Genomic DNA, 12,215 nt, shown 5'->3' on the forward strand with positions numbered 1-12,215 from the left:
TGACCGAAGCCTGGCGGAAGGCGAGCCAATCACGATGCTGAAACCATCGACTGGAGAGCCGTGTGCGGGAGAACCGCACGCACGGTTCGGAGGGCGGGGAGGCTAAGCCTTCCCGACCCCTATCACCCCCAAGTTGCAGACCTTTCTGGCCGAGTAAGGAACCTTAGCCTATGCTGATGGGTGGTTAAGTTACAGTAGTTGACGACCCAGAGGGGCCATGCCGGCGAAGGCAGCAGGCGTGCTGATAGGTGTTATGTGGCCGAGCTATACTTAATGTTGCGGTGTTTCAATGGGTTAAGATGCAGGGTGGTGTGCAGTATAACATTATTGAACGTGCATGTGCGTTCAGCCCATATCAGAGCGTGCTATCTAATACAGTTAGGCGCATGCGGCACATCCTACAAATGCCGCAACAAATGGAGGCCGTTATATGAAAATGTTACTTACAGTCGAATTCCCGCTTGAGCCTTTTAACTCTCTCGTCAGAAATGGCAAGGCTGGCGAGATCATTGGGAGAATACTCGAATCAATTAAGCCAGAGACAGCCTATTTCACTGAGCAAGATGGGAAACGCGGCGGAATCTTCGTGGTTGATGTAAAAACTCCATCAGAAGTGCCCTTCTTTGCGGAGCCCTTCTTTCTCAACTTCCAGGCCACCTGTAAATTCAGAATTCTGATGAGCCCGGAAGATTTACAAAAAGCTGGGTTGGAGGAGCTCGGCCAGAAGTGGGCGTGATATCCGCCTAACCATTTGTTCAAGGGGACGCCGAGACCGGACCCGCGTTCATCCGGAGCACACTCCCCGGCGCCCCTTAACTCAAGCATTATATCAGCATATGATGAAGGGCCTCTGTTGTCCGATTTTTGACCTTCGGGCAACCATGAAAAGCTTGCGCGGTGCCCCTATTATGCTATGAACCTAGTGTGATCGCGACAGCGGAGGAGACAATGGCCTTCCACAATCCGGATCCGAAAATGCGGGCACTGGAGCAGCGCAATGCCCGATTGCGGGCCGATCTGTTTGCCAGGCTGTTTGGTGGTGCGTGGCGTAGACTTCGCAAGGGCGCCCTGCGACTGTCGAGGGGGCGATACCGCCGACACCAACGGCCTCGGTCCTGACCAACGGCCTGGGGGAGCGGCAGCGACACGCCGCCCCTTACGCTTTGTCTGAAAACTGCCTGCGCTCGGCCATACGGCGTTAAAAATCAGCTCAAAGTACTCATTTACACCGCGTAAACTCGCACGCGAGCCCGGTCCGTCTTCACGCCGATTTTTGCCTTGTCTGACCATCGCTCGGCGACTTTTCGGACAAAGCTTAGACTCGCTGCGCGCCCCACCGGCGTGCTGTCCAATGGCTGTTGGGCGTTACAAGGACAATCATGAGGAGAGTGTTTCATGAAGGCTGATGAGTTGCGGTCCGTCCAGACGCCTCTGAAAGAGCGTTATCGCGAGGCGCCGGATGCCGCGCTAATCACCCTGCGCGCGCAAGGGCGTCTCGGTGAAGGCGTTAGTTGCAGCATCGAGACAGGCAAAGCGCTCGTTGTCGCCGGGCTGCATCCCGCCACGGGCGGGAGTGGGCAGAGCGCGTGCTCGGGCGACATGCTGCTCGAAGCGTTAGTGGCCTGCGCGGGGGTGACGCTGAATGCCGTCGCCACGGCACTCGGCATTGAGTTGCGAGATGCCTCGCTCCAGGCGGAAGGTGATCTCGATTTCCGGGGAACTCTTGGCATGTCAAAGGAAGTTCCCGTCGGCTTCCAGAATATTCGGCTGCAAGTCACCCTCGACACCGATGCCACGGAAGAGCAACTTGCCACTCTCTTGCGCTTGACGGAACGGTACTGTGTTGTGTACCAAACTCTGGCACACCCACCGGTATTGTCGGTTGCTCGCAAACCCGCGGCAGACTGAGTTCTGAAGTGGTCCAATTGGAGCGGACACCCCGATAAGCCTCATGGGGCATCGGTTGAGATTGCGCTGGGCGAAAAAGTGATACTATAGTGTCACTGGTGAATAGATTCAGGGTCGTATCCATGAAAGTTGAGCTTGTTACAAACCTCAAGCGGCAGGCTACCAAAATCCTGGCAGACCTACACGCGTCGAAAGAACCGGTGTTGATTACGGAGCATGGTCAGCCATCGGCGTATCTCGTCGATGTTCAGGACTATGAATTCATGCAGCGCCGCCTCGAGTTGCTGGAAGGTCTCTCACGGGGAGAGCGGGCTGTGCTCGAAGGAAGGATGTACAGCCAAACAGAGGCCAGGGAGAAGATGCGTAAATGGCTGAAGTAGCCTGGACGGAGCCAGCTCTTCAACAACTGGATGCTATTGCCGAGTACATAGCTCTGGATAATCCAGCTGCCGCTAGCCACCTGGTCGAGCAGGTTTTCGACACAACGGATCGACTGGAAGACTTTCTCCAATCCGGGCGCATTCCTCCCGAGCTTCCCAATTCCATATACAGAGAAGTGGTGATGCCGCCTTGCCGTATTTTTTACCGGGAAGATGAGGATCTGGTGCTTATACTCTACGTCATGAGAGAGGAGCGGCAGCTACGTGCTTTCATGTTGGAGACCAGCTAACAAGGAGGAGAGCATGCCGAAAAAACCCAAACCAGCCGGCGCGGAGACGCCCACGTCTACGAAAGCATCCAGCACGAAACCTGTTCTTCTCTCGGGCGGTAATCCTCAGATCGCGAAGGCCGATGGCGATGCCCCTGTTCAAGCCTACATCGCCGCCATGCCGGGCTGGAAAAGCGACGTGGGTCGCCGCCTCGACGCGCTCATCGTGCGCACCGTACCCAGTGTGCGCAAGGCCGTGAGGTGGAACACCCCGTTTTATGGCATCGAGGGCCATGGCTATTTCCAAAGTCCCGAATACGCGCTACTTCCATATCCACGAGGACGACCAGATTGACGAAGAGCTCATGGCGAAAGGGATCAGGCAGGCTTCGGAGCTGCCTGGCGAAAAGCTATTCTAACGAATGATGAATGGATCACCTTGGGATTGCAAGAAAGTGCCGCCCAACAAGGTGCCCTAATCGGTCGTAAAACCGCTGCGCGAGTTGAGATGAAGCGCTTGTATTGTGTGCCTGTCTTGCTTTTCTTGCATTCAGTAATTTCGCAGTGTTGGGCGCTTTTTTATCAACCTTGGCGCGGTGGGTGGAGGGCCGTCCGCACGCTATCGCTGGCCTGAATATTGGTGCTGGAGCGACTTTTTTTGCTGCACGGCTATCTATTGTATTTCTTGAAAGAACGAGTGAATGCTAACAAGGGGCTCCAAAGGATGTTGAACTTGCTCCAGCTCTTTAAGGCCCGTACCGGTAGCCATGATGCAGGCCATGTACAGGAATAAGTTGGCTTCGCTCGCACAAAATCGTATGACTCAAGCTGATACGCAGTACGACAAAATTACTATTGGTGAGCCTTGGCGTCGTGCCCTATGATAATGTAGCCATCACTGTAAAATTAGCCACCGCGGCACTTCCAAAAAGCCTCGGAGGGAGGTCGTCATGTACAAGATCTCGTCAATCGCTTTCGGCATCGCATGTTTGGCCGGCGCAGGCGCGGCCGCCGCCCACGAGCCCCCTACGGTAGGCTGGACGATCCACATTGATGCGAAACGCCATATCGCCGGCGATCTTGATGCCATTGCGCATCACTATTGTAAGGGTGGACTTCCTGGCGGCGTGACGGCATGCCAGCTATATGACAGCGATGAAAAAAATGCTCGCTTGATTGGGGTGGAATATATTATTAGTGCAGATGCCTACGCGGCCTTGCCAGAGTCCGAACAGGCACTTTGGCATTATCACAAAGAGGAGATAGGGCAGGTGGATCCTTCCTTGCCAGATATGACAGAGGAAGAAGCTGAGGAATTCGTGAAGAGCATTGAAGAAACCTACGGTAAAATCTTTTTGCTTTGGGATAGCCCGAAAGACGAGCTGCCGGTCGGCCAACCACAGGCGTACGATATAGCGGATAACGCGAAGCGCTGAGAATATAATACACACGGTCAGTCTGATCTTTTTTTGGCAATAGTGCCGCTATCGACCATCTTGGTCTTTGCATACGCTACTCTTCCTGCGTTCGTCACTGCCGCACGAGGAGGGCGATGCCCGCATTCGGTTATTTGGCGACAGTGGCTATGCAGTCGCTGGCGCATCGCTATATTTGGTCGTCACAGCGGCTTTCTTTCTTGGCAAGGAGACATCCGCGTGGCACCTGGCCAGTACCTCACGTTCGTTCCAGATCTCCCTTCATTGGCGTTGACACCATGCCGCCCTGTGACAGCAGACCCGTGACCGGTGAGTCTACGAGAAGGGGGCGCGCTGCGTTGGCTCCTCTATCCCTTGCTACCTTATCTGCTCCTACGCTTTGTCTTGAACTGCCTGCGCTCGCCTATCCGGCGTTAAGAATCGTCGCAACAATCTCAACCGTAGAGCTATCATCATGTGAGCAGGGAACGTGTAATGACCACAGAAGTTCAGGCGACGCGGGCGGTGCGGGTATGGCTGGGCTATGCCCTGCCGGAATTGGTCAGGGGGGCCGGCCGGGAGCGTTTTTACCGACAACTGGGGGAGATTTTCATCCCCGCCACCGTACAGTCGATGGCCCCGCAGGGCCTGCAGGCCTATGTGCCGACGGTACTGCCGCCCAGTGACTATCCCAGGGTGCCCGATGAAATCGCCCTGGTGTTTTACCCCAGCCGGCAGTGTTACCGGCAGGCCAGCCATGCCAGCGTGGCAGGGCGTGCCTACGGGGCCTTGCACGGGACCGTGTTCAGTTTTCAACCCCGGCTGGGCCGGCCCGCCAGCCACAGTGATTTCCCCGTGCCCTTCGAGGGCCAGCCGGAGCAGACGGGACCGGTGCAGTTATTCGATTCCGGGGGCAGCTGGCAGCAAGGGGCGGTATTCAGCGAGGTCTGGCTGCGCAGCGGGCAAGGCGTGGCGGGCTTCCGGCAGGGGGTGTGCGAGACGATGAGGAACTTGCGTGCCCGGCCGCGGCAGGGGCTGACGGGCGTTGTTTTCTATCTGGATGACGACCTGTTGGTGGCCTGGTCCCACTGGCAACGGCAGGGCCAGGTGTTGCAGCCTGACACCCTTGGCGAACGGGTGTGGGCCGGCAGTGCCGAAGCGGTGGCGGTGCCGTCGTCGCCCTTCGCCGACTATGCCGGCCTGGCGGTGGGGCCGGGGCAGGCCTTCAATCTGCAATTTCCGCTGTCACCGGCGGCCAGTGAGGGGCCACGCTGATGACCTTTTCCAACCGGGACTTCATGCTGCTGGATCAGCGCCTGTTCAAGGCCTTCATGGCGGCGGCGCAGACCCAGAGTTTTACCCATGCGGCCACCCGTGCCCACATGACCCAGTCCGGCGTCAGCCAGCATATCGCCAAGCTGGAAGAGCAGATCGGCGTCACCCTGTTCAAGCGCATCGGCAAGAAGGTGGTGCTCACCGATGCGGGCAAGGCCTTGATGAGTTACGTGCGCCAGCAGATGCACAGCACCCAGCAGTTCATGGATCGGGTGCACGCCATGGAGACGCGGGTGGCGGGGCTGGTGTCCTATGCCATGCCGCCCAGTTGCCTGATGTCGCCGCACTTTCCCATGCTGCTGGAGCGACGCCGGGCACACCCGGATATCGAGCTGAACATCACCCTCACCTCCACCCAGGAGGTGGTGCGCATGCTGCTGGAGAATCAGGCGGACTTCGGTTTCGTCACCGAGAACAACAACCATCCGCTGTTGCGTTACCGGCTGTTCTGTCAGGAGGAGTATGTGCTGGTATCCAGCGATCCGGCGTCGCTGCAGGACCTGACCGACAGTTCCATTCTGGAGCAGCGCTTCATCTGGTATCCCGGCTCCAGCTATTACTATGATCGCTGGCTCAAGCATGTCTTTCCCGAGCGCTGTAATCTCAACACCTATTCGCTGACCTTTGCCGGGGAAATCAACTCCATCAACGGCGCCATCGACATGGTGGCCGGTGGGCTGGGGATGGCGGTGATTCCCAGCCATTGCGTGGCACCCCTGCTGGAGCAGGAGCGGCTGTACCGCCACCAGGCGAGTCAGCCGCTGCTCAATGATATCCATATCATTACCATCAAGGACCACGAGTACCCGCGCCGGGTGGAGCAGGTGATCGACTGGTTCTTCGACATGGTGGCCGATAAATGACTCAGTCGTACAGCGCCAGCAGCGACTTGCCGTCACCGCAGGGGATGGCGAGCAGCTGCGAGTAGCCCCGCCCGGCCGGCACCTCGGCTTGCTGTTGCCAGCCCCGGCAATCGCTGTGGAAGCGGTTGACGGTCAGTTGGCCATTGTCCGCCCGATACCCGGCAAAGCCGGGGCCCTCCTGCAAGGCGAGGGTCACCGCCGCGCTGGTCTCCTGGGGCAGCGGCAGGCCGGTGCCTACCGGGTGAGAGCCCTGGGCGGGGTCATCCATGTAGTGGTCGATATTGACCGCCTGGTAGGTGGGGTTGTGCTTGAAGAAAAAGTTCTCGCCGCCGAGTTGGAAGAAGCAGAAGTCCTGCCAGCCCTTGGCCCACTCACTCTGCCATAGCGGGGTGATGCTCAGCGGGGCCTGGGGGGGCACCTGGATGCCATAGAGCCGGCTGGCGCCGCTGTCGGCATTGTACCCCATGAACAGGCACCGATCGCGGTAGCCGAAGGCATGCACGGTGGTGAAGCCCGCGGTGGTGTCGCCATAGGTGCGTTGATAGCGGTACAGGTGCTCGAAATCGGTGGCGGTGATCCGGAAAAAATCGAGGATGCCCTCGTCCCTGGCGTAGGCCAGCAGGTGCAGCTGCCCACCCAGCCAGAAGGGGCTGAGGACCTGGTAGGCCAGGCTCGCGTTGAGGTCCGCCCCCTGGGTGAAGGTCAGGGCATCGGGGGTCAGCGCCCACGCCGTCAGCTGGCCCTGGGGGCTGCTGACGAACAGCGTGCCGTCGTGGCTGGCCAGGGCGCTGGCCTGATCGAGAAAGCCGGCCCCGGTAGGGCTGACCGGGGCCAGCCGATACCGGTTGCGTTGTGACTCGGGGCTGAGCCGGTACCAGCTGGGCTTAGTCATGGTGCGCCTCCTGGCGGTCCGCCTCGGCGGCCAGCAGGGCCCAGGTGGCCAGGGCGCCGTTGTAGCTGGTGTACAGCCCCTGCTCCTGATAGATGTAGCCGGCCCAGCTGTCCTGCAGGGAATCCGGTAGCTGGCCATTGATGACCGGGTCGGACACGTTGCGTACGAAGCCGTAGGCCACCCGATGCTTGTCGCAGGCCATGCCGACCACGGCATCGTCCATCTCCACGATGCAGCCGTACTCTTGCAGGCCGTTGGTGGTGGTGCCGAACAGGAAGGTGTCGGTGGTGATGATGGGCTGGCCGGTGACCACCTTGATGCGGCTGTTCGGCGCATCCGGGCTGATATGGGCGCCGGCGGGGTACTGCGGGCTCACCGGCAGGATGTCCGGGCCGGGGACCTGGATCACGCCTTCCTGGGCCTGGGGCAGGTAGTGCTCACCGGGTTGCCAGTGCGATTGCACGGTGCTGTGGTTGAAGGCGGCGTTGGCGAAATTCTTCAGGCAATGAAAGTAGGCCTGGTTGGTAATCAGCGCCGAGCCCAGGGCATCCTCCTCGCGCACGCCGCCGGCGGTGCCGATCGATAGCACCAGCCGCGGCTTGGCTTCCCGGCACAGCTGGTCGACCAGCTGGATCAGGGGCAGGTCGGTGCCGTCCTGGGCCAGGTGCATGCCGGATTTCACCAGCAACACCTTCAGCTCGCCGAGGGTCACCATCCGCACGCTGCCCCACGCCTGGTCATACAGGGAGGGGGCGCCGCCCTGGCAGGTTTTCGACACGTCCACCATGTACTGATGAATCTGGCAGTAATTGCGCTGGTACTTTTCCCAGCCCTGGCGCCAGTCGTGGCACTTGGCCTGCTCCGGGGTGAGCGGTTCGCGGCGATTGGTGAGCACCTGGTTCATGGCCGCCCACTCGGCGCTGGTCCAGGTGATCACCGCCACATCCGCTTCGGGAAGGGGGGAATTGGCCTGCCAGTCGGTAAGAGGAATCACGGTGGGGATACGGTTGTCCGCCACGCCCAGTGTCTGCCAGTCCACGGGCGGCAAGGCGTGCTCGCTGGTGGCGGGCAGGGCGGCCAGGCGCTGGGCGTTGAGCAGGGTGTCCGGTGTGGCGGCGAATAACTCCGGGGTGATCATGGCGGCATCCTTTTTAATGATTATGCAATCATACTAATCGGTTTTTCCATGCAGAAAAGGAATTAACCATTATGGTTGGTAATGGTGATCATCACTGTAGATGATTCATCTTTCATGATGGCAACCATCAGCAGTGATAATTTCACTGGGTCATTTTCTTGTTCAACACTGATATCGCCGATTCACGAATCGGCTACCCACAAGGGCGTAAAAAGCCTCTTACCCTTTATCAGGAGCAAGACAATGAGCGACTTGACGAAAACGCTTTGGGGCCAGTTCATGACCGCCTTCAACGATCAGATGAAGATCGAAGGCGTGCCGCAAATGCTGACCGGGCCACAGCCCTGGAACTGGGGCGGCAAGAACCCGCCGATCGGCTCCATTCCCTACCAACAGGTGCAGTTCCTCAATATCGTGCCGGCCAGTCCGCTGGTGGATCCCAACACCTATGGCATGAAGCTGAATTTCGGGCAGCAGTACAAGGCGTTCCTGAATTCCCTGATGGTGACGGATGGCGGAGATGAGGGACAGAAGCTGCAGCAGGATGTCATCAACGCGATGCAGGCTATGGGGAAGGTGCAGGCCAATGTGAATGTGGCCTACCAGAACTTCCAGCAACAGACCGGCAGCACCGAGTCCTTCGCGGGCTGGTTGGAAAATGAAGGCATCGCCGTGGCTGCGCAACTTCAACAGGCGAAAACGGCGTACCAGACTGCCCAGTCGACCTATGATGAGTACATGAAGAAGTTGAAGGGGCCCATCACCGATGCCGTGAAGCAATACAATGACAACCTCTCCACGGTAGTGGGGCAGGCGGGTACGACGCTGAAAGACCAGCCGGTGTTCCAGCTCAGTGAAACCCCCTGGAGCTACATCCAGCGCATCACCAATGACAACTACGGCGGCGATGCCTCTGCTGGTTCAGCCCGCACCTTCTCCTTCAGCTCGTCCACTCAGAAGTGGTCCGATAGCACCGTCTATGCCGAAGGGGAGCTGGGCGGGTTGTTCGACTTCTTCGGCTTCGAGGCCGGCGGCAAGGTGGAGAAAGTGTCCACCGAGCACTTCTCCAGTGAGTACGATATCACCTTCGCCTTCCAGGATGTGTCCGTGGTGAACGTGACGCCGGAAAACTGGTTCGATTCGTCGATGCCGAGCAACTACGTGAATGGTCCCTTCATGCCTGGCCACTCGGGTTTCAAGGATGGCAATGATGTGTACTACTTCGGCAAGGGCGGCAACCTGGCGCGCATCGTCTCGCAGATGATCGTCGGTTACCGGCCTACTATCACCATCAATTCCGGCTCGGATTTCGCCGAGGAGGTGAAACAGAAAATCAGTGGCGAGGGCGGCTTCTTCATCGGACCGTTCGAGTTCGGCGGCACCGGTGGCTCCGACTCGGACAAGGGCACCATCAAGGTGGACGGGCAGACCATTACCTGCACCTCCAACAGCAACTGGGGCACCATCGTCGGGCTGGGTACCAATTGGCTAGTCAACCCGCGATAACCCCTTGCTACGCTTTGTCCGAGTAGGGAGACAGCCATGTTACAGGTACAACGGCAGGGCCCGATGCGTAATGCCTACGGCAATATGAACCGGAACCAGCACAGTGACGCGGTGGCGGCCATCAACAGCCTGACCGATACTGCGATCTGGCGCGGGGCTCGCACCATCATTGACCAGGGCAGCGTACGCATCGACGTGCAGGGCTACACCGGCGCCGGCGATCTGAACCTGCAGGTTCAGATCAACGGGGTCACCGGCAACAGCACGGTGGCCGCCAGTCTGGTGGCGCCCAGCGTGGCCGAGGCCAATACCCAGGCACAGCATGTGTATGCCACCCGCAAGCTGAAGAACGCGCTCTTCGAGAGCATGAACGACGGCTCTATCTACCGGGTATCCGGCACTCCTGTGTGAGCCTGCCCCAGCGGTTCCCGGGAAGCCGTCGATGTCACCTCGACCGCCGGCCTTGCCCAGAAGCAAGGCCGGCGGTCGCGCCGCTTCCACGCCGAAGGCCCACACCAGGATGTTCAGCACGCGACACGTGCGGCACACGCGCGCTGCCGCTGGGAGAACCCCATGACCGAACGCGAGAAGATGCTGGCGGGCAAGCTCTACGATGCCCGCGACCCGGAGTTGCAGGCCCTGCGCCGCCGCGCCCGGTTGCTGATCCAGGCGCTCAATGCCTGCTCCGACGATGCCGAGGAGGAGCGCGCGGGCCTGCTGCACGAGTTGCTGCCCGGGGCAGGGCCGGGGCTATGGATCGAGCCGCCGTTTTATTGCGACTACGGCTGCCATCTCACCCTGGGTGACAACGTCTTCTTCAACTTCAACTGCGTGGTACTGGACGTGGCGCCGGTCACCATAGGCAGCCACGTGTTGTTCGGCCCGGCCGTGCAGCTCTACACTGCCACCCATCCGCTGACGGCCGAGGCGCGCCGCAGTGGCCTGGAAGCCGGCAGGCCCATCACCATCGGCGACGACTGCTGGATCGGTGGTGGGGTGGTGGTCAATCCCGGCGTCGTCATCGGGGCGCGCAGTGTGATCGGCGCCGGCAGCGTGGTCACCCGGGACCTTCCCGCAGGCGTCTTCGCCGCCGGCAACCCGTGCCGGGTGGTCCGCCACCTCGAGACGTGAGTATCGCCCCGAAGTACCATTTCGGCGAGGGGGTATGAACCCACTCGATGAGTCTGCACGACTGCCGAGAAGGAGAGGGGCATGCACATCGGCGTACTGACCGTGAGGATTTCCCTGCCGGGGTGCCGTTCCCTCAAGGAGAAGCGCCAGCGCATGGGCGGCCTGCACGAGCGCTTCGGGCGCAACCCGGCGGTGGCGGTCTGCGAGAGCGCCGAACATGACCGGCTCGACGCCAGCGAATGGACCTTCGTCGTGGCCGCGACTTCCCCCCAGAAGGTGGAATCGGTCTGCAGCCAGATCGAAGACAAGCTGCAGCGCACGGTCGATGGGCGGGTGCTCGAGGTGGCGCGAGAGCTGCTGTAACCCATGGCCGGCGCCGCTCCTGGGCGCCCGACAACCGGGCCAGGGTCACACAGGAGGCTGTGATGGAAAACAATAACCTTGCCGTGCTGATCGATGCCGACAATGCCCAGCCGGGCATCGTCGATGGCCTGCTGGCGGAAATCGCCAAGTACGGTGTCGCCAACGTGAAGCGGATCTATGGCGACTGGACCGGGCCGCAACTGAAGGGCTGGAAGGAGACCCTGCTGAGGCACTCCATCCAGCCGGTCCAGCAGTTCGGCTACACGACCGGCAAGAATGCCACCGACAGTGCCTTGATCATCGATGCCATGGATCTGCTGTATACGGGCAACTTCACGGGCTTCTGCCTGGTGTCGAGCGACAGCGACTTCACGCGCCTGGCGTCCCGGCTGCGGGAGTCGGGGCTGACGGTCTTCGGCTTCGGCGAGAAGAAGACGCCTCTTCCCTTCGTCGCGGCCTGCGACAAGTTCATCTATACCGAGGTGCTGCGCGAAGGCGAGGAGGAGGGGCCGGAGGCGAGCCGGCGCTCCACCCGGGAGCTGAAGTCGGATGCCAAGCTCGTCAACTCCCTGCGCAACGCGGTCGAGTCGTCGTCGGACGACAGCGGCTGGGCGCCGCTCGCCGCGGTCGGCAGCAATATCGTGAAGCAGTTTCCGGATTTCGATTCGCGCAATTACGGCTATCGAAAGCTCGGGGAGCTGGTGGCGGCCACCGAGCTGTTCGATATCGAGGAGCGACCCTCGAGGGGCGAGAGCTCGAAGGTCATCTACGTTCATGACAAGCGAAAGAAGTGACAGCGCGTCATCCGGGCCGAGTGGCTGCACTCGAGTTCCTGCTGGGCAGGCCGACGAGTTCTCTAGTAGGCTCGATCCAGAGGGGGGCAGCCGGTGGCCCGGTGCGGTCGCTCAGGTGGCGCCCGGGCTTGGTTGGCATGAATGATGGAGGGGGAGGACGACTCGGGTTGGAAATCCAGGGCTGGTGCGCTATCGCATGATGCCTGGAGCATGTCGGTGGA

Annotated in this window: 15 protein-coding genes; 13 read left to right on the top strand and 2 right to left on the bottom strand. The window is 60.2% G+C overall.

Annotation, left to right across the window (positions count from 1 at the left end; genetic code table 11):
* Positions 1–430 precede the first annotated feature (430 nt).
* The 8 genes from AC5W54_RS19215 (at position 431) to AC5W54_RS19250 (ending at position 6,170) form a co-directional block, all read left to right on the top strand.
* Entirely contained in the window at positions 431–736 is a 306-nt protein-coding gene (locus AC5W54_RS19215; protein WP_495963709.1) for a hypothetical protein, read from the top strand.
* A 659-nt stretch (positions 737–1,395) separates the two neighbouring features.
* Complete coding sequence (locus AC5W54_RS19220; RefSeq protein WP_495963710.1) at positions 1,396–1,908, top strand: OsmC family protein; 513 nt, start codon at positions 1,396–1,398, stop codon at positions 1,906–1,908.
* 122 nt (positions 1,909–2,030) lie between these two features.
* Complete coding sequence (locus AC5W54_RS19225) at positions 2,031–2,288, top strand: type II toxin-antitoxin system Phd/YefM family antitoxin (protein ID WP_495963711.1); 258 nt, start codon at positions 2,031–2,033, stop codon at positions 2,286–2,288.
* Positions 2,276–2,578, top strand: a complete 303-nt coding sequence (locus AC5W54_RS19230; protein ID WP_495963712.1) for a type II toxin-antitoxin system RelE/ParE family toxin — start codon at positions 2,276–2,278, stop codon at positions 2,576–2,578. Before AC5W54_RS19225 ends, AC5W54_RS19230 begins: the two co-directional genes overlap by 13 nt.
* Before the next feature lie 13 nt (positions 2,579–2,591).
* Positions 2,592–2,912, top strand: a complete 321-nt coding sequence (locus tag AC5W54_RS19235; RefSeq protein ID WP_495963713.1) for a DUF1801 domain-containing protein — start codon at positions 2,592–2,594, stop codon at positions 2,910–2,912.
* Between the two features lie 595 nt (positions 2,913–3,507).
* Positions 3,508–3,993, top strand: coding sequence for a DUF1264 domain-containing protein (locus AC5W54_RS19240; protein ID WP_495963714.1), 486 nt, complete (start codon positions 3,508–3,510; stop codon positions 3,991–3,993).
* A gap of 474 nt (positions 3,994–4,467) precedes the next feature.
* Positions 4,468–5,247, top strand: a complete 780-nt coding sequence (locus AC5W54_RS19245; protein ID WP_495963715.1) for a hypothetical protein — start codon at positions 4,468–4,470, stop codon at positions 5,245–5,247.
* Positions 5,247–6,170 carry a LysR family transcriptional regulator gene (locus tag AC5W54_RS19250; RefSeq protein ID WP_495963716.1) on the top strand — a complete coding sequence of 308 codons (924 nt, stop codon included), beginning with the start codon at positions 5,247–5,249 and terminating at the stop codon, positions 6,168–6,170. The genes AC5W54_RS19245 and AC5W54_RS19250 overlap by 1 nt, the downstream gene beginning before the upstream one ends.
* A gap of 1 nt (position 6,171) precedes the next feature.
* Here the strand turns inward: AC5W54_RS19250 and AC5W54_RS19255 are convergent, their stop codons facing one another.
* Together AC5W54_RS19255 and AC5W54_RS19260 are read right to left on the bottom strand one after the other, a co-directional pair.
* The gene (locus AC5W54_RS19255) at positions 6,172–7,062 is read right to left on the bottom strand and encodes a hypothetical protein (RefSeq protein WP_495963717.1); all 891 of its coding nucleotides are present in this window, start codon (positions 7,060–7,062) and stop codon (positions 6,172–6,174) included.
* The gene (locus AC5W54_RS19260) at positions 7,055–8,200 is read right to left on the bottom strand and encodes a phosphorylase family protein (RefSeq protein WP_495963718.1); all 1,146 of its coding nucleotides are present in this window, start codon (positions 8,198–8,200) and stop codon (positions 7,055–7,057) included. Before AC5W54_RS19260 ends, AC5W54_RS19255 begins: the two co-directional genes overlap by 8 nt.
* Positions 8,201–8,443: 243 nt before the next feature.
* On the opposite strand from AC5W54_RS19260, the gene AC5W54_RS19265 reads away from it, so the two are divergent.
* From AC5W54_RS19265 to AC5W54_RS19285, 5 genes are all read left to right on the top strand, one after another.
* Entirely contained in the window at positions 8,444–9,706 is a 1,263-nt protein-coding gene (locus AC5W54_RS19265; RefSeq protein ID WP_495963719.1) for a hypothetical protein, read from the top strand.
* 36 nt (positions 9,707–9,742) lie between these two features.
* Positions 9,743–10,117, top strand: a complete 375-nt coding sequence (locus tag AC5W54_RS19270; protein WP_495963720.1) for a hypothetical protein — start codon at positions 9,743–9,745, stop codon at positions 10,115–10,117.
* 162 nt (positions 10,118–10,279) lie between these two features.
* A complete protein-coding gene (locus AC5W54_RS19275) occupies positions 10,280–10,837 on the top strand; it encodes a sugar O-acetyltransferase (RefSeq protein ID WP_495963721.1) in 558 nt (185 codons plus the stop codon).
* Between the two features lie 81 nt (positions 10,838–10,918).
* Positions 10,919–11,200: a DUF503 domain-containing protein gene (locus AC5W54_RS19280; protein ID WP_495963722.1), complete on the top strand. Its 282-nt coding sequence runs from the start codon at positions 10,919–10,921 to the stop codon at positions 11,198–11,200.
* Between the two features lie 62 nt (positions 11,201–11,262).
* Entirely contained in the window at positions 11,263–11,994 is a 732-nt protein-coding gene (locus AC5W54_RS19285) for an NYN domain-containing protein (RefSeq protein ID WP_495963723.1), read from the top strand.
* Positions 11,995–12,215: the final 221 nt, after the last annotated feature.

The organism is Halomonas sp. LMYGS-3 (genome assembly GCF_059509875.1).